This window comes from Pseudoalteromonas sp. OANN1 (assembly GCF_024124685.1).
Lineage (GTDB): Bacteria > Pseudomonadota > Gammaproteobacteria > Enterobacterales > Alteromonadaceae > Pseudoalteromonas > Pseudoalteromonas piscicida.
The window spans coordinates 18,938-44,785 of sequence record NZ_JAMXSE010000022.1 but is presented as its reverse complement, the minus strand read 5'-3'; the positions used below and the strand labels follow the sequence as shown (position 1 = coordinate 44,785).

The 25,848-nt window shown below is 42.2% G+C and carries 20 protein-coding genes and 1 pseudogene; 19 read left to right on the top strand and 2 right to left on the bottom strand.

Going from position 1 to position 25,848, the window contains the following annotated elements:
• Positions 1–259: 259 nt before the first annotated feature.
• The 9 genes from gyrA (at position 260) to pyrF (ending at position 10,752) form a co-directional block, all read left to right on the top strand.
• Positions 260–2,932: a DNA gyrase subunit A gene (gyrA, locus tag NH462_RS17120; RefSeq protein WP_253106812.1), complete on the top strand. Its 2,673-nt coding sequence runs from the start codon at positions 260–262 to the stop codon at positions 2,930–2,932.
• Between the two features lie 211 nt (positions 2,933–3,143).
• Positions 3,144–4,226, top strand: coding sequence for a 3-phosphoserine/phosphohydroxythreonine transaminase (gene serC / locus NH462_RS17115; RefSeq protein WP_253106811.1), 1,083 nt, complete (start codon positions 3,144–3,146; stop codon positions 4,224–4,226).
• The gene (gene aroA / locus NH462_RS17110) at positions 4,226–5,506 is read left to right on the top strand and encodes a 3-phosphoshikimate 1-carboxyvinyltransferase (RefSeq protein ID WP_045962438.1); all 1,281 of its coding nucleotides are present in this window, start codon (positions 4,226–4,228) and stop codon (positions 5,504–5,506) included. Before serC ends, aroA begins: the two co-directional genes overlap by 1 nt.
• 253 nt (positions 5,507–5,759) lie before the next feature.
• Positions 5,760–6,476, top strand: a complete 717-nt coding sequence (gene cmk, locus NH462_RS17105; RefSeq protein ID WP_010377029.1) for a (d)CMP kinase — start codon at positions 5,760–5,762, stop codon at positions 6,474–6,476.
• 97 nt (positions 6,477–6,573) lie between these two features.
• Complete coding sequence (gene rpsA, locus NH462_RS17100; RefSeq protein WP_017217321.1) at positions 6,574–8,241, top strand: 30S ribosomal protein S1; 1,668 nt, start codon at positions 6,574–6,576, stop codon at positions 8,239–8,241.
• A 61-nt stretch (positions 8,242–8,302) separates the two neighbouring features.
• Positions 8,303–8,593, top strand: a complete 291-nt coding sequence (gene ihfB, locus NH462_RS17095; RefSeq protein ID WP_010377033.1) for an integration host factor subunit beta — start codon at positions 8,303–8,305, stop codon at positions 8,591–8,593.
• A gap of 17 nt (positions 8,594–8,610) precedes the next feature.
• The gene (locus NH462_RS17090; protein WP_010377035.1) at positions 8,611–8,874 is read left to right on the top strand and encodes a LapA family protein; all 264 of its coding nucleotides are present in this window, start codon (positions 8,611–8,613) and stop codon (positions 8,872–8,874) included.
• 2 nt (positions 8,875–8,876) lie between these two features.
• The gene (locus NH462_RS17085) at positions 8,877–10,013 is read left to right on the top strand and encodes a lipopolysaccharide assembly protein LapB (RefSeq protein ID WP_010377036.1); all 1,137 of its coding nucleotides are present in this window, start codon (positions 8,877–8,879) and stop codon (positions 10,011–10,013) included.
• Positions 10,014–10,041: 28 nt separating this feature from the next.
• A complete protein-coding gene (pyrF, locus tag NH462_RS17080; protein ID WP_253106802.1) occupies positions 10,042–10,752 on the top strand; it encodes an orotidine-5'-phosphate decarboxylase in 711 nt (236 codons plus the stop codon).
• A gap of 70 nt (positions 10,753–10,822) precedes the next feature.
• Here the strand turns inward: pyrF and NH462_RS17075 are convergent, their stop codons facing one another.
• A complete protein-coding gene (locus NH462_RS17075; RefSeq protein ID WP_253106799.1) occupies positions 10,823–11,083 on the bottom strand; it encodes a hypothetical protein in 261 nt (86 codons plus the stop codon).
• Between the two features lie 74 nt (positions 11,084–11,157).
• On the opposite strand from NH462_RS17075, the pseudogene NH462_RS17070 reads away from it, so the two are divergent.
• A pseudogene (locus tag NH462_RS17070) lies at positions 11,158–12,254 on the top strand (ISAs1 family transposase).
• 61 nt (positions 12,255–12,315) lie between these two features.
• Here NH462_RS17070 and NH462_RS17065 read toward each other — a convergent pair.
• Positions 12,316–12,639, bottom strand: coding sequence for a hypothetical protein (locus tag NH462_RS17065; protein ID WP_045962427.1), 324 nt, complete (start codon positions 12,637–12,639; stop codon positions 12,316–12,318).
• 1,576 nt (positions 12,640–14,215) lie between these two features.
• On the opposite strand from NH462_RS17065, the gene tssJ reads away from it, so the two are divergent.
• The 9 genes from tssJ (at position 14,216) to NH462_RS17020 (ending at position 25,809) form a co-directional block, all read left to right on the top strand.
• Complete coding sequence (gene tssJ, locus NH462_RS17060) at positions 14,216–14,671, top strand: type VI secretion system lipoprotein TssJ (protein WP_096040868.1); 456 nt, start codon at positions 14,216–14,218, stop codon at positions 14,669–14,671.
• Positions 14,671–16,011, top strand: coding sequence for a type VI secretion system baseplate subunit TssK (gene tssK / locus NH462_RS17055; protein WP_253106797.1), 1,341 nt, complete (start codon positions 14,671–14,673; stop codon positions 16,009–16,011). The genes tssJ and tssK overlap by 1 nt, the downstream gene beginning before the upstream one ends.
• 16 nt (positions 16,012–16,027) lie before the next feature.
• Positions 16,028–16,750, top strand: coding sequence for a type IVB secretion system protein IcmH/DotU (gene icmH / locus NH462_RS17050; RefSeq protein ID WP_010377048.1), 723 nt, complete (start codon positions 16,028–16,030; stop codon positions 16,748–16,750).
• Positions 16,751–16,754: 4 nt separating this feature from the next.
• A complete protein-coding gene (gene tssM / locus NH462_RS17045; RefSeq protein WP_253106795.1) occupies positions 16,755–20,465 on the top strand; it encodes a type VI secretion system membrane subunit TssM in 3,711 nt (1,236 codons plus the stop codon).
• 7 nt (positions 20,466–20,472) lie between these two features.
• Positions 20,473–21,465, top strand: coding sequence for a type VI secretion system-associated protein TagF (gene tagF / locus NH462_RS17040; protein WP_253106793.1), 993 nt, complete (start codon positions 20,473–20,475; stop codon positions 21,463–21,465).
• A complete protein-coding gene (locus tag NH462_RS17035) occupies positions 21,462–23,045 on the top strand; it encodes a TssA family type VI secretion system protein (protein WP_253106791.1) in 1,584 nt (527 codons plus the stop codon). The genes tagF and NH462_RS17035 overlap by 4 nt, the downstream gene beginning before the upstream one ends.
• A 58-nt stretch (positions 23,046–23,103) precedes the next feature.
• Positions 23,104–23,622, top strand: a complete 519-nt coding sequence (tssB, locus tag NH462_RS17030; RefSeq protein ID WP_039495804.1) for a type VI secretion system contractile sheath small subunit — start codon at positions 23,104–23,106, stop codon at positions 23,620–23,622.
• 12 nt (positions 23,623–23,634) lie between these two features.
• Entirely contained in the window at positions 23,635–25,161 is a 1,527-nt protein-coding gene (tssC, locus tag NH462_RS17025; protein ID WP_010377056.1) for a type VI secretion system contractile sheath large subunit, read from the top strand.
• Between the two features lie 252 nt (positions 25,162–25,413).
• A complete protein-coding gene (locus NH462_RS17020) occupies positions 25,414–25,809 on the top strand; it encodes a hypothetical protein (protein WP_253106789.1) in 396 nt (131 codons plus the stop codon).
• The last annotated feature ends 39 nt before the right edge of the window (positions 25,810–25,848 follow it).

The following is a 25,848-nucleotide window of genomic DNA, read 5'->3' as shown; positions in this document are numbered from 1 at the left end:
CTTCCTCGTCGAATTGAGCGCATTATAAAGGGGATTAGATAAAAATAGCACCTGTAAAACGGTAAAAAGTGTGTTAGCATGCTTGACGAATTTTATAATAAACAAAGCCCCCGCTGATACTCTGAGGCAATTCGGCTATTTTTTGAAGTGCGTTTAATTGGCGCTTCAGCAGAATAAGCAATTTGATATTCAGATAGCATCTCAACACAAGTTGTAGTGTGACACAAAAGGGGTGGACACTGAAGGAAAGTGGAGTCAAATGTCTGATCTCGCCAATGAAATCCTGCCAGTCAATATCGAAGATGAATTAAAAAATTCATACCTAGATTATGCAATGAGTGTAATCGTAGGTCGTGCATTACCTGATGTACGTGACGGCCTAAAGCCTGTTCACCGTCGTGTATTGTTCGCGATGAATGAACTTAAAAATGACTGGAACAAACCTTATAAAAAGTCAGCTCGTGTAGTTGGTGACGTAATCGGTAAATATCACCCGCATGGTGATAGCGCGGTCTACGATACTATTGTACGTATGGCTCAGCCTTTCTCTCTACGCTACATGCTCGTAGATGGACAAGGTAACTTTGGTTCTGTCGATGGTGACTCTGCAGCTGCGATGCGTTATACCGAAGTACGTATGGCGAAAGTCGCTCACGAGTTACTTGCTGACCTTGAAAAAGAAACCGTTGATTATGTACCAAACTACGATGGTACAGAGCAAATTCCAGATGTGTTACCAACTAAAGTGCCTAACTTATTGGTGAATGGTTCATCTGGTATCGCGGTTGGTATGGCGACCAATATTCCACCTCACAACTTAACTGAGGTGATCAATGGCTGTTTGGCTGTGATCCAGAATCCAGACATCACCATTGAAGAGTTAATCGACTATATTCCGGGTCCTGATTTCCCGACTGCCGCCATCATCAGCGGTAAAAACGGCATCGAACAAGCCTATAAAACTGGCCGTGGTAAGATCTATATCCGCGCGAAAGCTGAAATCGAAGTCGATGAGAAAACAAACAAAGAAACCATCATCGTTCATGAAATTCCTTACCAAGTTAACAAAGCAAGATTAATTGAAAAGATTGCAGAGCTTGTTAAAGATAAAAAGGTTGAAGGGATCAGTGCACTACGCGACGAGTCTGATAAAGATGGTATGCGTATTGTTATGGAAATCAAACGCGGTGAAGTCGGTGAGGTTGTACTAAACAACCTATACGCGCAAACACAACTACAAACTGTGTTTGGCATCAATATGGTTGCACTAGACAACAACCAGCCTAAGTGTTTCAACCTGAAAGAAATGCTTGATGCGTTTATTATTCACCGTCGTGAAGTCGTAACGCGTCGTACTGTATTTGACCTGCGTAAGGCTAGAGACAGAGCGCATACGCTTGAAGGCCTTGCAATTGCGCTAGCCAATATTGACCCAATCATTGAGCTTATTCGTAAGTCACCAACACCAGCGGAAGCGAAAGCGGCGCTAACTGCGCGAGCTTGGGATCTTGGTAACGTTAAATCAATGCTTGAGCGTACTGGTGAAGAAAATGTTGCGCGTCCAGATTGGTTAGCGGAAGAATTAGGGATCCGTGATGGTCAGTACTATTTGTCTGAGCAACAAGCCCAAGCAATCCTAGACTTAAGACTTCACAAATTAACGGGTCTTGAGCACGAGAAAATTCTAGCAGAATACAAAGAACTACTCGATCTTATCGCTGAGCTACTGTACATCCTTTCTACTCCAGAGCGTTTGATGGAAGTGATCCGCGATGAGTTAGTTGAAATCAAAGAAACGTATGGTGATGAGCGTCGCACAGAGATCACTGCTGCTGCGCACGATATCAGTTTAGAAGATTTGATCAACGAAGAAGACGTTGTAGTTACGCTTTCTCACGAAGGCTATGTGAAGTATCAACCTCTTAGCGATTACGAAGCTCAGCGTCGTGGTGGTAAAGGGCGATCTGCAACTAAGATGAAAGATGAAGACTTTATCGAACGTCTACTCGTTGCAAATACTCACGATACAATTCTTTGTTTCTCCACTTCTGGCCGCTTGTATTGGTTGAAAGTTTACCAGCTGCCGCTTGCATCACGGGCCGCGCGCGGAAAGCCAATTGTTAACTTGTTACCACTCGAAGCTGATGAGCGTATTACGACTATTTTACCGGTTCGTGAATACGAAGAAGATAAGTTTATCGTCATGGCGACGGCAAGTGGTATCGTTAAGAAAACACCTCTGACTGCATACAGCCGTCAGCGAGCAAGTGGCATTATTGCTATCAACTTGAACGAAGGCGATAGCCTGATCGGTGCTAATATCACCACAGGCGAAAATGACATCATGCTATTTACTGAGCATGGTAAAGTTGTACGCTTTAACGAGAAGCAGCGAGATTCAGAAACAGGTGAAGTGAAGCGTGATCCTGAAACTGGCGAAGAAATGTTGGCTTTACGTCCGATGGGCCGTACAGCAACAGGTGTTCGTGGTATCAAGATGCCTGATGACGTGAAAGTGGTATCACTAATCGTACCACAAGGCGATGGTGCAATCTTGACCGTAACTGAAAATGGTTATGGTAAGCGTACACCGCTTGAAGAGTACCCAGCGAAGAGCCGTGCAACACAAGGTGTAGTGTCAATCAAAGTAACTGAAAGAAATGGTTCTGTGGTTGGCGCGGTTCAAGTTGATGACAACGATGAAATCATGTTGATCTCAAACCGTGGTACGCTAGTTAGAACGCGTGTAAACGAAGTTTCTACGGTAGGCCGTAACACCCAAGGTGTTATTCTGATCCGTACGATGGAAGAAGAAAAGGTAGTAGGTCTTCAACGCATCGAAGAAATTGAAGTGGAAGCGCTGCCTGAAGGTGACGTTGCAGAGCTAGAAGGTGAAGCAACACCTGATGCGGGATCTGACGCAGAGGAATAAAAAAATCCTACTCAAAAAAAGCGACTTCGGTCGCTTTTTTTCTTTCTGTCAATTTTTTCAATCTGTTCCTCTATGACAACAGCCTGAAGCCTGATAAATTAAGGCTACCAACAATCCGACATTTTAGTCGGGCAGCCTATTGTTCATCCAAAAAGTCATGAGAATAACGCTATTCTTTGGATGATCTAGATTATTTGGAATGAGGAAAAATATGACGGTTTATAATTTTTGCGCGGGTCCTGCGATGTTACCTGTTGAAGTTATGAAAAATGCGCAAAAAGAATTTCTAGATTGGCAAAATCTAGGTGTTTCAGTGATGGAAGTGAGCCATCGTTCGGCACCGTATCTCGAAATGGCAAAGCAATGTGAAGCAAGCTTACGTCGTTTGATGAACATCTCTGATGAATTTGAAGTCCTGTTTATGCATGGTGGTGGTCGAGGTCACTTTGCTGCTGTACCGCTAAACCTACATGTAGATGGTGTACCTGGCGTATATATCGAGAACGGGATCTGGTCTACCGGTGCGACGAAAGAAGGTGAAAAATTCACGCAAACGCATGCGGTTAATATTCGTACTGACGAAAATGGTCAATTCGACATTTTACCGGTCTCCGAGTGGAAGTTACCAGAAAACGCTTCATTTATTCACTATTGTCCAAACGAAACCATCGACGGTATCGAAATATTTGACGTTCCAAAGCATGCAACCGCACCAATTGTAGCGGACATGTCTTCCAATATTTTATCTCGTGAAATTAACGTCGATGACTTTGATTTGATCTATGCTGGCGCACAAAAAAATATCGGTCCTTCGGGTCTCAGTATCGCCATTGTACGCAAGACGTTATTGAAGCGTGAAGGGCTGCCAAGACCTGCTATCCTTGATTACGCCATTGAGGCTGATCAGCAAAGCATGTACAACACACCACCGACATTTGCATGGTATCTTGCGTTTGAGGTATTCAAGTATCTTGAAAGCATTGGTGGTGTTAAAGCCATGGAAGCGCACAATCAAGAAAAAGCAGCCATTTTATACGATTATATTGACGACTCTGACTTCTATTCAAACAAAGTTGCAAAACATTGTCGCTCATTGATGAACGTACCATTTTGGTTAAATGATGATAGCCTAAATGCTAAATTCTTGGCAGAGGCAGAACAAAACGGTTTAATTGCACTTGAAGGCCACCGTTTTGTTGGCGGCATGCGAGCTAGTATATACAACGCCATGCCAATTGAAGGGATCAAAGCGTTAGTTGCATTTATGGATAAATTCGCACGGGAGAACAGTTGATGGAACAATTGACCCTCAAGCCTATTACTAAAGTCAGTGGCAGTGTCACGTTACCTGGCTCTAAAAGCTTATCAAATCGTATTTTGTTGCTTGCAGCGTTGTGTGAAGGCACGACAAAAGTGACGAACTTATTGGATAGCGATGATATCCGCCATATGTTAGGCGCATTGTCTCAGTTAGGCGTTGAAGTAACGTTAGAAGATGATAATACGGTGGCACTGGTCAAAGGAAATGGTGGTAACTTTAACACCCCCGTTGAGCCGCTATTTTTAGGCAATGCCGGTACAGCATATCGCCCATTAACTGCAGTGCTTGCAGCTATATCCGGTGATTATGAACTGATTGGTGAGCCACGAATGGAAGAGCGTCCAATTGGCCATCTTGTTGATGCCATGCAAACGCTTGGTGCAGATATTCAATATCTCAAAAACAAAGACTACCCGCCGTTAAAAATTACAGGTAAGCAACTTGCTGGTGGTGAAGTTGAGATTGACGGTAGTATCTCAAGCCAATTCCTAACTGCATTATTGATGGCAGCACCGCTTTTTAGTGGCGATACGAATATTGCGATTAAAGGTGAACTGGTTTCAAAGCCTTATATTGATATTACCATTGGCGTGATGGCGCACTTTGGGGTTCATGTCGAAAACCACGATTATCAACATTTCGTGGTAAAAGCAGGCCAGCAGTATCAATCTCCTGGAACACTTATGGTTGAAGGGGACGCCTCGTCAGCCTCTTATTTCATCGCAGCGGCTGCAATTGCAGGTGGTGAAATTGAGATAAAGGGAGTGGGTAAACAAAGTGTGCAAGGTGATATCGGCTTTGCCAAAGTGATGGAACAAGTCGGTGCAAACATTGATTGGCACGATGAGCGTATCGTTGTCCGAAAAGGTGAGCTAAATGGTGTGGACATTGACGCCAACGCTATCCCCGATGCGGCGATGACGCTTGCAACCGTAGCACTATTCGCAAAAGGTAAAACGGCAATTCGTAATATCTACAATTGGCGCGTGAAAGAAACCGATAGGCTAGCTGCCATGGCGACTGAACTTAAAAAAGTAGGCGCAGAAGTAGTAGAAGGGCACGACTTTATCGAAGTTACACCACCAGCTAATTTTAATTTTACGGATGTAGACACATACAATGACCATCGCATTGCGATGTGTTTTTCGATGGTGGCAGTGGGTGGTCAAGCTATCACGATTAACGACCCTAAATGTACGGCAAAAACTTTCCCAACCTATTTTTCAGTGTTAGAAAGTATTAGTCAGTATTAATTTCATCCAAGGTGCTGAAGATGTTCAGCACCTTAAAATCTTCTCTAAAATAGTCATCATTACAAAGTCAAAAACGCGTATATTTGACTGAATTTCATTCAGTCAAAGCCAGTCAGCACCTGGCATTTAGCACCGTTCGCTGCACTAATAATTTGAGATATAACAAAAAATGACAGGTAAATAAGGATATATTCAGCAAATTGACGTATACTATGCGCCGTCAAATTCAGGTGAGCATTTTTAGGAGGTCTAAATGCAGGCAGCTATGCCAGTTATCACCGTAGACGGCCCAAGTGGTTCAGGCAAAGGAACTGTTTGTCGCTTGTTAGCTGAAACATTAAATTGGGAAGTGTTGGATAGCGGTGCGATTTATCGCGTGCTTTCGTTAGCAGCATTACACCACCAAATTGCAACTGATAACGAAGAGGGGTTGGTCCCACTCGCTGCCAATTTGGATGTACAATTTTCTATCGATAAAGAAACTAAAAAAAGCAAAATTGTACTTGAAGGTGAAGATGTTACTAACACCATTCGCAATGAAGAAGTCGGCGCAGCTGCGTCAAAAATTGCGGCGCTACCTCGTGTGAGAGAAGCATTATTACGACGTCAGCGCGCTTTTAGAACTGAAGTTGGCTTAATTGCAGATGGACGTGACATGGGAACGGTGGTGTTCCCTGATGCTGAACTTAAAATTTATTTGACTGCAAGTGCAGAAGAACGTGCTCGCAGGCGATTTGTTGAGTTGAATGAGAAAGGCCATGATGTTACACTAAGTGGTCTGTTAGAAGACATTAAAGCTCGCGATGATCGCGATATGAATCGCAAGGTTGCCCCATTAGTTCCTGCTAGCGATGCGATAGTTGTTGATACAACTGAGAATAATGCTGAGCAAGTGTTCGAACAGGTTATGTCTTTTATTCAAGACGCCATTGTGGCAGGTAAACTTCCAAAAAGTTGTTTACCTAAGTAATTTTTTAATGACACAGGCAGGAAGCTAGTGTTTATTTAACAACCCCATGCAGCATGGTTGCTAATTGGTAATTTAACTTTATAGAGACGTATTTAGTATGTCAGAAAATTTTGCGCAGTTATTTGAAGAAAGCCTACAGGGTTTTGAAGTTGAGCAAGGCTCAATCGTTAAAGGTACAGTAATCGCTATCGAGAACAACGTTGTTCTTGTTGATGCTGGCCTTAAATCTGAAAGTGCAATCCCTGCAGAGCAATTCAAAAATGCTGCTGGTGAACTAGAAGTTGCTGTTGGCGACGAAGTAGATGTAGCACTTGACGCTATCGAAGACGGTTTCGGTGAGACTATCCTTTCTCGTGAGAAAGCGAAGCGTCACGAAGCTTGGATCCGTCTAGAGAAAGCATGTGAAGAGCACGAAACTGTTGTTGGTATGATCAACGGTAAAGTTAAAGGCGGTTTCACAGTTGAAGTTGATTCAATCCGTGCATTCCTACCTGGTTCACTTGTTGATGTACGTCCAGTTCGCGACACAGCTCACCTTGAAGGTAAAGAGCTAGAGTTCAAAGTTATCAAGCTAGACCAGAAGCGCAACAACGTTGTTGTTTCACGTCGTGCTGTTATCGAATCTGAGAACTCACAAGAGCGTGAAGAGCTTCTTCAAAACCTTGTTGAAGGTCAAGAAGTTAAGGGTATCGTTAAGAATCTTACAGACTACGGTGCATTCGTAGACTTAGGTGGTGTTGACGGTCTTCTACACATCACTGACATGGCTTGGAAGCGTGTTAAGCACCCTTCAGAGATCGTGAACGTAGGTGACGAAATCAACGTTAAAGTACTTAAGTTCGACAAAGAGAAGACTCGTGTTTCTCTAGGTCTTAAGCAACTTGGCGAAGATCCATGGGCTGCTATCGCTGGTCGTTACCCAGAAGGTGCTAAGCTTACTGGTCGTGTAACTAACCTAACTGACTACGGCTGTTTCGTTGAAATCGAAGAAGGCGTTGAAGGTCTAGTACACGTTTCAGAAATGGATTGGACTAACAAGAACATTCACCCTTCAAAAGTAGTTTCACTAGGTGATACTGTTGAAGTTATGGTTCTTGAAATCGACGAAGAGCGTCGTCGTATTTCTCTAGGTCTTAAGCAGTGTAAAGCTAACCCTTGGCAAGAATTTGCTCGTCTTAACAACAAAGGCGACCAAGTTTCTGGTAAGATCAAGTCTATCACTGACTTTGGTATTTTCATCGGTCTTGACGGCGGTATCGACGGTCTTGTACACCTATCTGACATCTCTTGGAACACTCCAGGCGAAGAAGCTGTACGTGAGTACAAGAAAGGTGACGAAATCACAGCTATCGTTCTACAAGTTGACCCAGAGCGTGAGCGTATCTCTCTAGGCGTTAAGCAAATCGACGCTGATCCATTCACTAACTACCTAGACGCCAACAAAAAAGGTGCTATTGTTAAAGGTAAAGTGACTGAAGTTGATGCTAAAGGCGCAACTGTTGAGCTAATCGAAGGCGTTGAAGGTTACATCCGTGTAGCTGACATCGCGCAAGAGCGTGTTGAAGACGCGACTGCTGCTGTTTCTGAAGGCGACGAAATCGAAGCTAAATTTGTAGGTGTTGATCGTAAGAACCGTACTATCAGCCTATCGGTTAAAGCTATCTACGAAGCTGAAGAAAAAGAAGTACTAGAGAAGCTTAAGAAAGATGAGCCAGCGTTCGAAAACGCAATGGCTGCAGCTTTCAAAAATGCTCAAAAAGACTAATTAATCAGTCTTTAAACTAGGAAGGGCGCTTAGCCCTTCCTTTTACACTAAAGGAAACATTATGACAAAGTCTGAATTGATAGAACAACTTGCACTGCAGCACGCTCACGTTCCTGTTAAAGATGTAGAGAATGCGGTAAAAGAAATCCTTGAACAAATGGCTGGCTCATTATCAGACTCGGAACGTATCGAAATCCGTGGTTTTGGTAGTTTCTCGCTTCACTTCCGTTCACCTCGCACTGGTCGTAATCCTAAGACGGGCGAAACTGTAGAATTGGATGGTAAATACGTACCACACTTTAAGCCAGGCAAAGAGCTGCGCGATAGAGTAAACGAAAGCTTAAATAATTAAGTCTAACGGAGCTAAACTTGGTTGCAGTATTGAAAAAGGGATTAGCTGTTGTTGCCATACTGATTGCATTTTTAGTTGGAACACAAAATCCACAAGTTGTTAATGTCAATTTTGTAATTGCAAGTGCAGAGTTACCACTCGCAACCTTAATGAGTATTTGCTTAGCTCTTGGGATAATTATTGGTTTACTTGTAACTGCGTCGGTTTTATCTAAGCTTAAATGGCAAAATCATCGCCTAAAAAAAAGTAATAGTAAGCTTAGTCAAGCAGCCGAACGCTAGTTATGATCGAGCTGCTGTTTTTATTACTACCTGTAGCCGCCGCTTACGGTTATGTTATGGGTAAAAATAGTGCAAAGAATCAAGCCCTAGAGCAAAGTAGACAAATTACTTCTGAATACAGTAAAGGCCTAAAATTCCTACTAGATAGGGAAGAAGATCAGGGTCTTGAACACCTCACCAAATTACTTGAAGTCTCAGCAGACTCCGTTGATCATTATTTAACACTCGCATCGCTTTTTAGAAAGCGGGGAGAGTTAGATAGAGCGATAAAAATTCATGAGCTATTACTTAAACAACCTAATCTAGATGAAGAAGTGGTGAAGTCCTGTCGTCTAGAGCTAGCTCAAGATTACATCTTAGCTGGTCTGTTGGATAGTGCTGAAGAACACTTAGTCATTCTTGTAAAGCTTGGGTTTAAGGATGCACTCGATCCAATTTTAAACCTATACTCTCAAACTAGAGATTGGCGAAAAGGCGTTCATATGTATGAAGCGCATCCTGAGCTTTTCAAAAAGTCGTCCCATTGCGCCACTATTGCAAACTTCTATTGTGAAGCTGCAAATCAAGAAAAGAATCCAAGCCTATTCGAAAAAGCGACAGCGCTCGCGCATGAAACAGTAAGACCCTTGTACGAAATGGGCAAAGATGCATACAAACATGATGATTACGTGAAGTGTATATATTATTGGCGAAAGCTCGTGAGCCAATTTGTATTTATGGCACCACTAGTAATTGAAGAGCTCGAATCCTGTTATGTTAAATTAAATATTCACGATCAATTCTTTGAGCTAGTCTCAGAGTTATTAGAAAAAGGAGGCGTGCTGATCAGAATTAAGTTTTGCCAAGGGTTGGTCCAAAAAGGTCATATTTCTGAGGCAATAGAGTTTCTAACTGATAGTTTAAAGCGTGAACCATCAATTAGGGGCTTTAGTTATTTGCTGCAACTCATTAGCGGCAAAGATGCTAAAATAGATCACGTACTACAAGAAATAGATAAATTGGTGAAGTCTTATATTGCAACTAAGCCAAACTATCAATGTGGTCATTGTGGGTTTACAAGTCATACGATGTATTGGTTATGTCCCTCCTGCAAACATTGGGAGTCACTTGCTCCAAGCCGTGGGTTAGACGGTTTTTAAGTTTTTAATTTGGCCAAATAGGGTAACTATGTCGACACAAGATTTAAAAAAGGTTTTGATTGCGCTTGATTATGATAATGAAGAAGCTGCATTATCATTTGTTTCTCAGCTTTCACCTGACGAATGCCGATTGAAAGTAGGTAAAGAGATGTTTACCTATTTTGGCCCTCAGTTTGTAAAAAAACTGGTAGATATGAATTTTGATGTATTCTTAGACCTGAAATTTCATGATATTCCAAACACAGTCGCAAAGGCAGTAACTGCTGCAGCTGAGCTTGGTGTGTGGATGGTAAATGTTCACGCCAGTGGCGGTCACGAAATGATGTCAAAAGCAAAAGAAGCGTTGGTAGCTTATGGGGATAAAGCGCCGTTACTTATTGCTGTGACCGTGCTAACGAGTATGGATCAAGGACAGTTATTAAAGCTTGGAATTGAAAAGACACCTCAAGAGCAAGTGCTATCTCTAGCAAAATTAGCAAAAGAATCAGGCCTAGATGGTGTGGTTTGTTCTGCACAAGAAGCCGAACTTTTAAAAGCTCAACTCGGTGAAGAGTTTAAGCTTGTGACACCAGGTATTCGACCAGCAGGTGCTGATGCTGGCGATCAAAAACGTATTATGACACCTGAAAAAGCAGTGAAAGCGGGTAGTGATTATCTAGTGATAGGGCGTCCGATCACTAAAGCTGAAAACCCAGCGGCAGCTCTAGAAGCAATTAACCAAAGTATAGCTTCACTTTAAACGTATAAATTTACATTTTTTAATGATCAACGCATAAGATGCGTTGGTCATGTCTGCTATTGACTGAGCCTTAAGTCACAACTAAACGCATAGTAAAATAATCTTTACCATAGTATTGGTCATATACTTTGGTTTTGTTATTTATATACCACTCTCCCATAAACGTATAGTTAGGATCGTCACTAGCAACAAAGCTAAACTTTTCTAACTTTGAATTGTCGGTTGCACCAACCTTAAGCGTAAGCGTACTCTCTCTAAGCTTATAATTTCCACTGGCAATAAAATCAACCCCCCGACTGATCTCAGTTTGCTCATCATGGTGGGATCGCACTTTGTAAAAAGGCTTTAACCCCCGCCTCTTTCTGATCTAATAACACCTACATTGTCACTATCTACTTGTTAATTATGTCGTTATTTAGCCACCTTGAACTTGTTGAAGATAAGCGTTCTTCTACCAATCAACATCATGATCTTACGAATGTTTTTTTCTTATCATCTCGGCGTTTCTATCCGGTTGTGAGGGCTGGAAAGATATTGAAGTGTTCGGGCACAGTAAACTCCCTTGGCTCAGACAGTTCAGAGCCTTTAAACACGGTATCCCAACGCGACACAGCATTGCACGAATTCTTAAAACAGTGGAGACTGATTCATTGGTTTTGGCCTTGTTCAGCTGGGTCAACGAGCAGCGCTCTCAATCTGGTAAGCCAATTATTACGTTTGATGGCAAAACCCTACGCGGTGCAAGTAAAAAGTATGAACACAACTTACACCTGGTATCAGCTTTTGATTGCGAGTCTGGTTTAACTTCATATCAGCGTACAGTCGACAATAAATCCAATGAGATACCGGCAGTCAGAGCCTTGTTAGATGTGCTTGATGTTTCAGATGCAATCGTCACACTAGATGCGCTACATTGTCAGAAAGCGACACTATCAACACTTATTTCAAGAGGGGCTGACTTATCTGGTTCAGATTAAAGCAAATCAGAGAACACTTTATAAAGCAGTCACTTCATGTTTTGAAACAGCCTTTGCAGAAGAGAGTAGTTTGCTTGAAGATGTACAAGTCAGCGGTGGTCATGGACATTAGTAAACACGCATCACTTATGTTCTGAAGGCCAACAACCTGCCTGATGAGATAAAAGAAAAATGGCCTGGGATCACTTCGCTGGTCGCGGTTGAAAGACAAAAAAAATCCGAGTCGATAACAAAAATAGACACGCACTTTTATGTTACTTCTGTTGAGCCAGATGCACAGATGTTACAAAAGGCCATCCGCCACCATTGGCACATCGAGAACCAGCAGCATTGGTGTTGGACGTGGTGTTTAAAGAAGATGCCTATCAGATAAGTGAGCCTATTTCCGCGGAAAACATGGCGCTGTTCAGACGGGTTGTTCGCAATCTGGTAAAACAGCACACAGGCCGTAAAGATTCTATACGTGGCAAGTGTGTTCGGGCCAGCTTTGACGATGAATTCAGGGCAGAGCTTATCTTCGGTTGATGGTCGTTAACGAAGTATGCTTTCATCTTGGGATAAGGGGGGAGCTCCCCCCTTTTGGTGATTATGGCTCTTCATTATCCGCAGTTTCAAAGTTCAAACTAAACTGACCACTGCGCTGTACTGAGAAAATGGCCTTTTGCCAGTTCTCTTCTTGATTTGACGTTGCATTTTCGAACAAGCTTAAAAACAGAACGGAAATTTCATCACTTACTGGTATAACGTGTGCTTGTTTTGGTGTGCTGGTGTCATAGTAAAAGGCGGAACACCTAGGCATATTGTCGTCATGGTAGTCCAATACGAGCCGTGCTTCACTCCACGGCTCTTTAATTTGCTGGTATAGATACTGGCCCAATTGTTGTGGGACTTGTCGGTTTTCTTCTCGCATTCCAACTCCTTGTTATGTTCAGCGATAAATGTTGCTCTGATTTTACTGGCGACTTTTAACTTTAGTATGTGCTATAAACTTGTAGATCCCAAAACCGACCAGTATAAATATGAGCGACTGACCCGCGGCTTTACTTATGATAACTGCATTGGAAAATAGCCCTGAAAGTATAGACATACAGATAAAAAACGAAAGCACTGATGTTAGGGCCTGTTGATCTTTCAAGTAGCAAAGGTCAACAGGCCCTAGTAACACAATGGCTTTTATCCAAGGTGAACTAGCTTATGTCTCTTTTTGCTAATCAATACAGCAACGACGAAACTGGTAAAAGACACCAAAAAACCAATAAAATACTGTTCCATTGTGATCATGGTATTTCCTTATTAATAGATGAGTAAATTATTTTATTTATTTTCTGTCGCTTTAAAGAAACGTTTCATAAATTGTTCGGTTCAATTACTCTCCGGAATCACTCTCGATCCAATAAAATCATGGCATTCAAGCCAATAAATTAAGCTGTACTTTGCCAAGAGTCCGCTGAAAAAAGGGTCGTCGTTTTTTAGCGCTTTACGCACCGCGGTAGCGTGCGCAAATCTTCAGTAACTCGCCATTTTATATACTCTTGTGAATAGTTGGCTTTTAAAATAAGGGAGTTGATCAAAGGTTGTACATTGGTTTTTACAAAAACTTGGTTTTTCTCTGTTTGTTTACGTAGTTCAGTCCTTGGCTTTGAGGTGAATTGATAAGAATAAGTGTGCTCAGAAGCCATCCTCGTGAAAATTTTAAAAAGGGTACCCATGAAAAAAGTGCTTGTTTGATCTGAGTTGATTGTTTCAAAAGTTACATCATTCCCAGTAAAAAGTTCGTAAGAAAGATAGGGACATGGCCCTAAAGTGCTATGGTAAACAAAAGCTTCCTTTATACAAGTACTTAGTTCAAAACTAACGATCTTAGTACTTTGGCTTATGTCGTAAATGGTCATCCTTGTGTGCATGATATTTAACCTTAGTTGATTTAAAAACTCTCACAACAATCCACAAAGCTTGGTTAATGCAGTGTAAACATGATTTTTTTATGTAATTATCTGTTATTAAATAAATTCATATAATAATAGAGGTTATTACATGGATTTAGTCGAATGCAAGTGTGTTTTTTATAGCTTGATAATATTAATTTGATATTAAGGTTGATCTAGAAAATTCGTTTGTGTATCGTATGCGCCGTTCGAGAATGTACATCAAAAGTCCAGATGTTTAGTGTGGTTTTTGTTTTCAGGGAAGTGTCTATCTCAACAAGTTGTAAGAAAGCTTAATGCAAACTGAATTGCTCACTAAGCTTCATGACTTCCTCTCTGAATGCCCAATAAAAAGTAAAACCTACAAAAAAACAATGGTTTAAATGTTTTTTAAGAAGATTTCCGAATGTTAACTTAGTATTCAGTTACAAACTGCATACTTGTGTTCTGTAATTTCTTGTTAAATAGTTAAATCAAATGTATTTTTACTATTGTACTGGAAATTAAAAAGATTAATTGTTTCCAATAATCTAATTTGGATGTCTTATAATTGAGGCGGATATGGCTAGGAATGCTTTATTTATAATGGTTTTGTTTTTGACTGGTTGTATGTCTACTTACGTTAAGTTAGACGTAACTGCTACTGATAACATAAATTTAAACCAGTTTAACGAGCCACTACCTGTGGTATTAAAAGTATATCAACTTACTGATATTCAAGCGTTTAAAAATTCTACATTTGAACAGCTTTGGAAGTCAGATAAATCAATTCTGGCTAACACCTTAGTTACGGTGGAAGAACGCACCGTAAACCCCTCAGATCGTATAAAAATCGAGTTTGAACAAGCTGAATCTGCAAAGTACGTGGCTTTTGTTGCGCTATTTAGAGATAGAACGGGTGGTAACTGGCGCGCATTTTATGACTTAAATGATTGGCCTGTGCCTTTATCTACTTCTCTAGATATTGAAATTACAAGTAACTCGCTTCGCTTACCTGAAGTAGAGGAGGACAAGTAATGCAGCACAACAACGTATACAAACCTGTTTGGGCTGAAGGTTTAATGCTCAGTCAGCAGCACTTACAACTGTTCGATCAATACCAGCAATCTCAACTAACTGGTGTACAGCAAAGTCTTAGAGATAATGCATATGGTTTAGACCGCATTGTATTTGACGAATCGGCATTGGCCAAAGGTGTAGTCAAATTGCAAAGTATTGCGGCAATCTTCAAAAGTGGTCGTCATATACATCATGTTTTTGCTGACAACGAAGCACCTATGTTTGAGCTTGAAGATAACAAACGCGAATACATCATTAGTGTGGCGCTCGCGAACAATCATTCAGTAAGTAATATCCAAGGTTACCCGCAAACTGGGCAGCTTAGTGCTTATGACTGTGATTTTGTTGAGCTTCAAGATGCACATGATCCAAACCGAAAAGCAGAAGTGATGGTTGCTAAACCTAAACTTATGCTGGTTGAGTTCAGCCCAAGTAATAGTTTTATAGAGCAATTGCCTTGTATAAAAGTTATACGTGGTGAGCATGGGCAGTTCGAAATTGACTCAAGTTATATTCCTCCACTGCTAAACATCAAAGCCCATGGCTATTTGGCCGAGCGTGTAAATAAACTCGTCAATATGGTTGAAGCTAAGTACACCGCGATGTTTACAAACCGCGCAAGTATGGGGATCGTGGAAGATTTTGGTCCAACAGAACTCAAACACTTTTTGTTATTACAAACATTTAGCTCTGTTTTTCCTGAAATTAAGCAGTTAAATACCACAGCCAAAACTAGTCCAGATGCATTGTTTATGGCGCTAAATAAACTGGTCTGCCAACTGATAAATTTCGAACCAGAAGCGAGTAAATTTGAGTTACCAGTTTATGACCATCAAGACTTAACGCGCAGCTTTGGTTTAATCGAATCTCATATTCAAACCCTTATTGGTTCGATAAGCGCAGCGCGCTCGTCTGATCTGGTACTCAGTGCAATCTCTCAGTCTATCTTTGAGGTTAAAGACATAGAAAGCAGTACTTTGACTCGCGGTGAATTGTATATCGCAGCTTTCTATGAAAACGAATCTACGCAATGGATCGAGTTGTTTGCAGAGCAAGTTAAGCTGGCAGCGCCAAGTCAGTTAGAAATATTAATCGCTTCAGCGCTTGGTGGTGTGAAGTTAACACATTGCCAGCGTCCACCGAATAGAGTGTCTGTTAAAGGTGGATATGAGTATTTTAAAGTTGAACCACATGGTGCCGCTTGGGAACAAGTTGTACAGGAATTAGCGTTAAGAATCTTTGTGCCATTTAGCCTTCAAGGCGTGAAACTTGAAGTGGTTTCAGTGGCGAGTAAATAGTTAGTAGGTAAAGATCATGGAAGCGTCGAAAAATAAATCTGAACTAGTCGCCTGCATTTCTCCGGTACTTGAAGTGCTTACTTCAATTCGCCAGGGCGGTGCAGATCATCAAGGAGTTGATGGTCTACGCAGTAAAGTCATGGATGCTTTTGATGAATATGAAAAGAGCTGTTATGACGCACGGATCAGTGCGTCGGAAATGCAGGAAGCCAAATTTGCATTAACCGCTTTGGTCGACGAGCAAATCATGACGGCACAGAAGCCGTACAGTATGGAGTGGATGGCGCGACCTTTACAATTAGAATTATTTGGCAACATGCGTGCGGGAGAAGCTTTTTTTGAAAAGCTTGAAAATATCCGACGCGCAGCAGCGCAGCAACGCACGGTATTAGAAGTCTATTTTGTTTGTTTACAACTGGGTTTCGAAGGGATCTATAAGATCAAAGGGGTAGAGCAACTCAAAGCGTTGATGTTGGATGTTAGAGCGCAATTAGAAGAGCTTGCTGGACCTGCAAAATTACAGCTTTCTGATAATGCAAAACCGCAAGAAAGTATGGTCACTAAAGTAGGAAGAAACCTACCTTATTGGGTTATTTTATCGGTAACGCTTGCTTTACTCGCCAGTATGTATGTTGGTTCAACGTATTTCATTGAGAATCGTGCTAACCAGCAAGTCGTGCAAATTGATAAGCATATTGAAGTACTAACGCAGTTAGAGAAAACAGGGAAAGCGAGGTAACATCATGTCAGGAGTGAATCGTAGTGGACTAGTGCATCTAGTCTTAGGATTTTTGTCATCTCGTGCGACGGCTCATTGGGTCGGCATATTCGCAATTTTGACGCTAATTTGGTTTGCTGGTCGGTTTATTGGCCTTGAAGATCAAAATCATCGTTTAATGGTGATGGGTGCGGTATTTGGTCTGTTTTGTCTTACTTTATTAGTTCGATGGTTGTGGGTGAAGCGCTCTGGAGACAAGTTAGCGAAAGAAATTGCCAACAATCATGCGGGGACAGAAGCCGAAGTCGAAGAAATTAAAGCCAAAATGGAAGAAGCGCTGTCTGCATTAAAAGCTTCTCATTTAGGTGCTGGCTATCGTGGTAATGCTGCGTTGTATGCATTGCCTTGGTATATGATCATTGGTCCGTCGGCTGCGGGTAAAAGTACGTTATTTGCAAACTCTGGGCTGCATTTCCCTTATTCAAAATCTAATCAACTGCATATTCAAGGTTTTGGTGGCACACGTAATTGTGACTGGTGGTTTTCAGATCAAGCCGTTTTGATCGATACCGCAGGTCGTTACACCACTGAAGAGTCAGATAACGATCAATGGTTGTCATTCTTAAAGCTGTTACGTAAATATCGCTCTAAACAGCCAATCAATGGCGTGATGGTTGCGATTAGTGTTGCCGACATCTTGACTTCAGACAGCGAACAGATCCGCGACCATGTTAAACAGATCCGCGCTCGTATTGATGAGTTAATTAACCAACTTGGACTCATTTTTCCGGTATACGTGGTGTTTACCAAATGTGATTTGATCAGCGGCTTTGAGCCTTTCTTTAATGAATTAAGTGAAGATGAGCGTAAGCAACCCTGGGGTGCGTATTTACTTGAGGAAGATGGCACCAATACCGGTGAAGTGGCGAGCGAGAACTTTTCAAAACATCTAACTGGCCTATATGAGCGACTGTGTGATCAGCGCCTAGTTAAAATGACGCGTGAGCGTAACGCGCAACGTAAACAACTGATTTATGATTTTCCCAATCAGTTCAAAGCGGCGTCTGCCAAAGTTGAAGAGTTTATTGACACATTATTTAAAGAAAACCCGTACCAGGAAGTACCGTGGTTTGCTGGTGTGTATTTTACCTCTGGTACGCAAGAAGGTACGCCTATCGAGCGTAGCGCAACGAGCAAACTATCTACGTTTAGGTCAGTATTGTTTGAGTATCGCCAAGAAAGCATTACCTCCGCGTTCTTTATCAACCAAGTATTCAAAGATGTGTTGTTTAAATTGCAAGACCTCACTCGGGGTAACCGGAAAAAGCGCCGCGTACAAAAATGGCTCAAAGGCTTTGCAGTATGCTTGTGTGTGACGTCGGTATTTGCTCTTGCGGGCTTGTTGGTTAACTCTTATACCCACAATCAGCAGCTTTTAACAACCAGTGATAAGTTAACGACTGCTGTGGTTAATACACGTGTAGAAAACCAGCCGTTGGCCGAGCAATTTAACTCAACTTTGTCTCTTTTTGCACACTATCAAGAGCTAATCGGTTATGAGAAAAAGCTGCCTTGGTATTTCTTACTTGGTGTTTACAGTGCAGACAACACCATAAAACCAATAGAGCAGGTATTACGTCAACGTGTACAAGCGCTCATTGGTGAACCAAGTTCGGAGCTTGTGCAACAAGCGCTTTTTGAAAGCCACCAAAACTGGATTGCACTACTAAGTACAGAAGAACAGGTTGCTAAACGTATCGAACCAAAACTACGTGATAAGTATTATCAAGCACTTAAGCTGCAGCTCATGATGAGTAACGAGTTTGAACGTTTAAACAAAGACTATGCGAAGTCTGAGCTATTAGACTACACGGCGGATCGCCTAGAACTTACGCTAAACGAAGACACGCAAGCATTAACAGAGCAACTGTCAGGACTGATTGATTTTTACTTAGCCCAATTAGCGGTTGAGCCTGCACCACAGCAGCTTGCGATTTGGCAGAATAATGATTTCTTGGTGAGTCAGGCGCGTTCAGACTTAATGAGCGCGCCAGAGCCAACCGCATTGTATGAGCAGATCAAAGCAAAAGTAACGGTATCAAAAGCCGCACTAACGCTTGATCAAATGATGCAGCAAAACAACAAAACCTTTTTGCAGTCTAAGATCAGCATTCCATACGTTTACACCAAAGAAGCATGGGAAAACGAAGTGTACGATGCCATCAAGGTCATAGCGAGCAAAGCATTCTCTGGCGACTGGGTGATGGGCACAGACAACGCAGAAAGCCAAGGTTCTGTTGATGAAGCAAAAGCGAGCGCTTTAGTTAAATCTATCCGTGCGCTGTATTTCAGAGACTATGCCAATGTGTGGTTTGAGTTCTTAAATTCGGTAGAAATAAGCCCATTTAATACGAGCAATGCGGCAAGTTTAACGCTGGCTCAGCTGTCGTCACCAGAAGGTCCATTGGTCGATTTAATGGCGTCAATCGACGACAACGTGAACTTAATTGATTCGCCCAACAAAACGGTAGAGACAGAAAAGTTAACCGAGCAGGCAAATGCATTACTTGCAAAGTCTAAAAACAACAAGGTTAAAGGTGCAAAAATAGAAGCCGCTGCGAGAAAGCGTGTACCTGAACTGTCTAGCCGCTTTGCAGATCTTCGTCGTTATACTGCAAAAGGAGAAGAGAATGCACGCTCTGACTACCTAGAGCAATATCTCGGTGCGTTGAGTGCATTCCATTCAGACATCAAAACGATAGCCGCGAGTAACAATGATGACTATATGGCAATGTCTTTTACTCAAACTCTGTTAAATGGAGATAGCAAAAACCATGCGCTGCAAAGTGCATGGGTGGTGGTAGAAAGCCAAGTAAGAGCGCTTGACCCAGATACTAAGCAAGCACTTGAAAAACTACTAAAAGCACCACTTTTAGCGAGTGTACAAACGGTAATGAACGAAGCAAAAGTGCAGCTTAATGAGCGTTGGTCTAATCAAGTATTCTTAACATACAAAGAAAATATCCGTGGTAAATATCCGTTTAATATCGACGGGCCAGATGCTGCAGTTGAAGATATTAGCGAACTACTGAACCAAGAGTCAGGTGTGTTTTGGCAATTTATGGCTGAAAACCTATCTCCTTACCTTCGTTTAAAACGTGGTGAGTGGATAGAGAAAACGTGGAATGGTATTGGCATCGGCTTTAAGCCTGGGGTACTAGACAAGCTAACTAAGGCGAGAAAGGTTACGCGTTCTCTATTTCCTCGAGACGGTTCTGAGGTAGGGATTAGCTTCCAAATGATGCCTGTGGCACAAAAGGGATTAAAAGAAACTTATATCGGCTTTAGTGACCAAAATTACCGCTATAGAAACGAACCTGAAGAGTGGCGTCGTTTTAACTGGCCTGCACGTGCGGGTACTGAAAAAGCAGTGGTATATGGTTTAGACAGTGAAGGCCGCAGAATCGAAATCGAAAAGTCAGGGCCTTGGGCATTCCTAAAAGTATTGAATGAAGCGAATGTACAGTGGGTTCGTGGTACTGAATTTATGGCAACATGGCAATTACAAAGAGAAGCAGAGGCTAGTGTTGAACCAATCCAAGTTCAAGTTGCACTTAAGTCGAGCAGAAACAGTGGCATATTCAGCAAATATTTTATGACGTCATTTGCGCTGCCTGAGTCTTTGTTTGATACCAAAGTGAGTGTAGCTTCCAATGAAAACTTGGCGTTGAGGTAACACAGGCATGTTCGGTTTTTTTAATAATAAGAAAGTCGCCAAGGTGCCAACGACTCAGCCATTTGGATTTATGGGTAAGAACCCAATTCAAGCGGACTTTATTAAGTTTAACGTTGACTCAAGAGAAGCGATAGCGCTTGAACGCTGGCTTCAAGAAGGTTACGCAGACATGAGCCGACAGGCGTTGATAAAAGATGCAGCTTCTCAAAAAGAGCAGTCAACGCTATTTTTTATCGCCTCAGGTCAAGACGAAAACTGTTTATTAGGCACATTACAGCCAAGCGAAGATAAAAGTGGAAGACAATACCCATTTTGCTCATTTGTATTATCGAGTAATGCGGACTACAAACAAAACCCTGCATTTTTATTTAGCGAATGTGGTAATGCGTTTAAATCATTAGGTTTAAACCATGAGCTGATCAGAAACTGCAGTAGTGTTGAGCAAATGCGCCATAGCGCACAGGAGCTTAAGCAGGTAAGTGAGCTGGTTTCGCAACCGATTGATTTTGATAAGGCAATGTCTTCACTACGAGCTTCACCGATACAGCGTGTATGGGATGCGCTTGAACTAGAAGATCTTGACCAGCGAGCACAATTAATCAGCCAAGTGATGTCGGCGCTCAAAATGATCAAAACCCAAGGCTGTTTGCGTTGTCAGTTCGGATTGAAGTTACCGATGCCACAGGTGGGTGAAGATACCCAGTTGTTAGGTGCATTTTGGCTGCATCTAATCACCAATATGGTGGCCGATCATCACTGGCAGCCTTGGTGTTTTTACAACTATGGTCAATTGAGCCAGAAAGCTTCGCTGGTGGTGTATTGCAGACCTATGCCGGCCTCGTATTTTGCGTCAGTTTGGCTTGAGCACAATAGCTTGTCGACAACCATTAATCTAACAGGGACTTTGCCACAACATCCGGTGACACCCCATATGTATGAATTGGCAAAAGCATCAAATATGAGTGTTTTCGATGCGCTAAGAAGTTGGAGTAAGTTATGAGTCAACCACATAAGTATCAGAGCTGGGAGCAGTGGCGTGAAAATTTATTAGCGCCTCTAGGCGGCATGCCATGCGGTGACGATTTAAAATACGAAGAGTCATTTAAATTACTAAAAGCCTCTTCGTCAGGTGTTGCTGAGCCAGACTTCAAAGCTAACTTTATTTTGGCATCAGAGCTGTTAGAAAAGCAGACCAAAGATATTCGCATTGCGTCGTATCTAGCATTGGCCGCTACTAATGAGTTTGGGCTCGAAGGTTTGATCCACTCGTTAGATTTGTTTAATCAGCTTTTGCAACAATATCAGGCGCAGATCCACCCAGTGAAAGAACGTGCGAGAGCATCGGTTCATACTTGGTTCTTACAACAACAACAGCGCTTACTTGGTGTTGCGACAGCGCACAGTGCGACAATGCCGGAGCAGTGGCCAGAGTTAAAGCGCGTACTTGAACAGTATGCAACAGAATCCGTGGCAATACTTGATGCAGATTCAGGTCCGCTTGCTGATTTAAAACACTGGTGTGAGCAAGGTTTGATTTCGCAACCAGTTCCTGTACAAGCTGTTGCGACGGTACAAGAGGCTGTCGAGAAGCATGAGGTGGTCACAGCTGAGCAGCCTCAAGTACAGCAAGCTGTAGCGGCGACTTCACAGCCTACGGCTGTTGCTTCAAAGCCAGTTTCCACACTTGCTCTTGCCGTGGAAGCACCGCAGTCAGACTCGGCTTATACAGAGCAAGTTCGCAAACTATTGGCGTATGACAAAGAAAGCCAAAATTGGATGCGAGCTATTCGCTTGGCACGTGCAGTGAGGTGGGGGACGCTTGCATTACCACCACACGATAATGAGTTGAAAACGCGCTTACCAGCCCCAAGGCAAGCAGCATTTGTGCCTATTGAAAACGCCTTAGCTGCACAGAACTTTGCCCAAGCGTTAGAAAAGGCAGAAGCCTTATTCATGGAAGGGGCGATGCATTTTAACCTTAATTTACAAAGGCTAACCATCGCTGCACTCGAAGGGCTCAAGTTATTTAAAGAAGCACAGTGGATCGATTTAGAACTCGCCGCAATCGCTGATCAATACCCAACACTGCTCAGTCTTAAATATGAAGATGGAAGTGAGTTTTGCTCAGCAGCAAATCGCGAGCGAATTGGCGAACATAAATTACTAAGCCAAGGTGAAGGTGCAAGCACTGATGGCAATCAGAAGATTTGGTTAGATAAATTTAAAGAAGCGCAGGCGCTTGTTGATCAAAATAAGCTTTCGCAAGCACTGCAGCTAATGGAAGGGTTTGCACAAGACAAGTTCGATTTTGCAAAGCAAAGATTATATCAAGCACGTTTATTGATGCGCAGTGAACGCGCTGATCTTGCCTATCCAATGTTTGAGCAGCTGCTTAAAGACATTGAACAGTACCGACTGGACCTATGGCACGAGTCGTTTGCTCTAGAGGTTTGGCGTTATGCCAAGCAATGCAATGAAGCAGTATCCTTGGAGCAAGGGGATGAATTTGACCTACGAGCAACCGCGATAAAGCAGCAGATGCTCGTAACCAAAGTAAGCTCAGCGATTGACTGGGTTTGATTGTTAACCGCTGGGCTTGTAACGGCAGGCGCAACGACTGATTAAATAAGGAAAGACTATGTCTGATACGTTTCAAAAAGAGATCCCAAGAGCGCGGATTAATATAGCGCTTGAGCTGGAAACCGAAGGTGCAACGCAAAAGAGTGAACTACCGATGAAAGTTTTGGTGGTCGGTGATTATTCCAACGGCCAAAACGACAGTGACCTCGCTGAGCGTGAGCGTATTGCTATTAATAAAAATAATTTAGAGCAAGTGCTTAAAGACATGTCACCAAAGGCAAAGTTTCAAGTATCGAACAAAATCGCAGGTGATGGTGAAATCGGTATTAACCTAACGTTTGATGATTTTAAGTCATTCGATCCAGAGCAGGTTGCAGCGCAAGTACCAGAGCTTAACAAGATGATGTCAATGCGTAACTTATTGCGTGATCTGAAATCTAACTTGCTTGATAACTCAACGCTGAGAAAAGAGCTTGAGCGCATTTTGCAAAACAAACCAGAACTTGATGAGTTAAAAGCACGCCTTAATGAGCTGGCGCCGCTTTTGTCTGAGCAAGAAAAACAACCGCAAGAGTAAGGACACAAACCGATGAATATGCAAGAAACGTTAAACGTTGAAGCGCGTAAAGAAGAGACGTTGACAGCTTCAGCTTATGAAACAATTTGTAATCTTGTGTCTATTGAGCCGGTTTCAAGTGAAATCAGCATTGATAACTTCCGTGATGCTAATAATCTTGCGGAAACAGACACCAATGAGCGCTTAACTGCTGCTATCAATGTCTTTTTAGACATGGCCACTAATGACAGCAAAGAAGTGTCACGTATCGACAAGTTATTACTTGATGACTACATCGCTAAAGTCGACAAAATTATCTCTGAACAGCTGGACGAAATTTTACATCATCCGCAGTTTCAAAAAGTAGAGTCGGCGTGGCGTTCACTGCGTTATTTGGTGAATCGTTGTCCAAATAACTCAAACGTAAAGCTTGAGTTACTTGATGTTGATAAAGAAACACTACGTGACGACTTCGAAGAAGCACCAGATACCACGCAATCTGCGCTCTATAAGCAAGTGTATACAGCTGAGTATGACACACCAGGGGGCGAGCCAATTTCGACTATGGTGTCAAACTTTGAATTTGATTGTTCAGCGCCGGATGTGTCGTTATTGCAAGAAATTTCAAGGGTGTCTGCAGCAGCACATTGTCCTTTCTTAGGCAGTGTTGGTGCCAAGTTCTTCTTAAAAGATTCGCTTGAAGAAGTATCAAAAATTCAGGATTTGGGCTCTTACATGGAGCGTGCTGAGTTTTTACGTTGGAAGAACTTCCGTGAATCAGAAGATGCACGTTACATTGGCTTAGCGTTCCCACGCTTCTTACTGCGCTTACCATACGGTGACTTAAATCCAATTCGCCATTTTAACTATCAAGAAGACGTTAGCAGCGAGCATCACGAACGTTATCTATGGGGTAACGCGACATTTGCGTTCGCGGCAAATATTGTCCGTAGCTTCCACCAAAATGGTTGGGCAGTAAATATTCGTGGCCCACAATCTGGTGGTCGCGTTGAAAATCTCCCCCTGCATTCTTTTGAGGCAGGCCGTGGTCAAGAAACTAAGATCCCAACGGAAGTACTTATTTCTGAGACCAAAGAGCTAGAGTTTGCAAACCAAGGATTTATCCCTCTGAGCTATTACAAAAACAGTGACTTTGCGTGTTTCTTTTCTGCAAATAGCGCGCAAAAGCCGCAAATTTTTGAGACGCCAGAAGCAACGTCTAACTCACGGATCAATGCAAGATTACCTTACATCTACTTGGTATCGCGTATTGCGCACTATATGAAGGTGATCCAGCGTGAAAATATCGGCTCCAGCAAACCTCGTCACGAGCTAGAACAGCAACTTAATGATTGGTTAGGTGCATTAGTTACTAAGATGAATAATCCAGACGAGTCTCTAATTGCTACGCACCCGTTAAAAGATGCCAACGTGACTGTGTCGGAGATCCCGGGTAATCCTGGTTATTACCGTGTGAATACGTATGTGGTTCCACATTTCCAAGTGGAAGGTATCGACGTACGTCTCGCACTCGTTGGACAAATGCCTGGCGAAAAATGAAGGCCACCTGAAGAACCAATGAAGCGTATTTAGGGCAGTGAATGCTGCCCATTATTAAGCATGACATTGAACCTTAATTGTAGAGGCTCAGAAGTATCGGCAAGCGCTTTTGAGATGTTAGTTGAGCTTGCATCTAAAAGTGAAAAAGGAAGAAGTTTCAAACCGGGTTAGGTTGATTAGCGCAATAATGGAAAATAGTTACTAATAAAAAGACCAAGTTTAATATGGTTTCTGGTATTAAATGGTATATTTATGAACATAAAAGCAGACCATGTTATTTGGAAGGTTATACTTTTAGTGCAGTGTTCTTTAACTGTGTTTTTAATATACGATAATCAGCTTTTTACCTCGTCTGAGATTAGCGTTGCGTTTGTAGATATTGTTATCTTTGTCTTAGATAACTTGGTTTTGGCAGCAAACTTATTGCTCATATTACAAGTTCGTGTGTTAAGTCGAAGAATATGGATTTTGGTAGTTTGGGTGTGGTGGTTTGCAAATATATACTCGTTGTTAAACGAGTTTTACTTGGGCGGTTATACCTCGTCTGAAATGTTGTTTTTTGGGAATATAATCTGGATTTTAATTTTATTTTCCTTGCCTGTAGTTAAGTACAGAAGCTTTATAGGAAAACCTATTAAAGCTGAGTAAAGTTAAAACGATTTATACTTCCATGATGCACTTTAGTGC

Excerpts from the sequence above, each read along its gene's own strand:
- aroA (WP_045962438.1), top strand. The coding sequence starts at position 4,226 with ATGGAACAATTGACCCTCAAGCCTATTACTAAAGTCAGTGGCAGTGTC.
- tssC (WP_010377056.1), top strand. The coding sequence starts at position 23,635 with ATGAATATGCAAGAAACGTTAAACGTTGAAGCGCGTAAAGAAGAGACG.
- tagF (WP_253106793.1), top strand. The coding sequence starts at position 20,473 with ATGTTCGGTTTTTTTAATAATAAGAAAGTCGCCAAGGTGCCAACGACT.
- icmH (WP_010377048.1), top strand. The coding sequence starts at position 16,028 with ATGGAAGCGTCGAAAAATAAATCTGAACTAGTCGCCTGCATTTCTCCG.
- NH462_RS17020 (WP_253106789.1), top strand. The coding sequence starts at position 25,414 with ATGAACATAAAAGCAGACCATGTTATTTGGAAGGTTATACTTTTAGTG.
- tssM (WP_253106795.1), top strand. The coding sequence starts at position 16,755 with ATGTCAGGAGTGAATCGTAGTGGACTAGTGCATCTAGTCTTAGGATTT.
- tssK (WP_253106797.1), top strand. The coding sequence starts at position 14,671 with ATGCAGCACAACAACGTATACAAACCTGTTTGGGCTGAAGGTTTAATG.
- NH462_RS17065 (WP_045962427.1), bottom strand. The coding sequence starts at position 12,639 with ATGCGAGAAGAAAACCGACAAGTCCCACAACAATTGGGCCAGTATCTA.
- pyrF (WP_253106802.1), top strand. The coding sequence starts at position 10,042 with ATGTCGACACAAGATTTAAAAAAGGTTTTGATTGCGCTTGATTATGAT.
- tssJ (WP_096040868.1), top strand. The coding sequence starts at position 14,216 with ATGGCTAGGAATGCTTTATTTATAATGGTTTTGTTTTTGACTGGTTGT.
- rpsA (WP_017217321.1), top strand. The coding sequence starts at position 6,574 with ATGTCAGAAAATTTTGCGCAGTTATTTGAAGAAAGCCTACAGGGTTTT.
- NH462_RS17035 (WP_253106791.1), top strand. The coding sequence starts at position 21,462 with ATGAGTCAACCACATAAGTATCAGAGCTGGGAGCAGTGGCGTGAAAAT.
- serC (WP_253106811.1), top strand. The coding sequence starts at position 3,144 with ATGACGGTTTATAATTTTTGCGCGGGTCCTGCGATGTTACCTGTTGAA.
- tssB (WP_039495804.1), top strand. The coding sequence starts at position 23,104 with ATGTCTGATACGTTTCAAAAAGAGATCCCAAGAGCGCGGATTAATATA.
- ihfB (WP_010377033.1), top strand. The coding sequence starts at position 8,303 with ATGACAAAGTCTGAATTGATAGAACAACTTGCACTGCAGCACGCTCAC.
- gyrA (WP_253106812.1), top strand. The coding sequence starts at position 260 with ATGTCTGATCTCGCCAATGAAATCCTGCCAGTCAATATCGAAGATGAA.
- cmk (WP_010377029.1), top strand. The coding sequence starts at position 5,760 with ATGCAGGCAGCTATGCCAGTTATCACCGTAGACGGCCCAAGTGGTTCA.
- NH462_RS17085 (WP_010377036.1), top strand. The coding sequence starts at position 8,877 with ATGATCGAGCTGCTGTTTTTATTACTACCTGTAGCCGCCGCTTACGGT.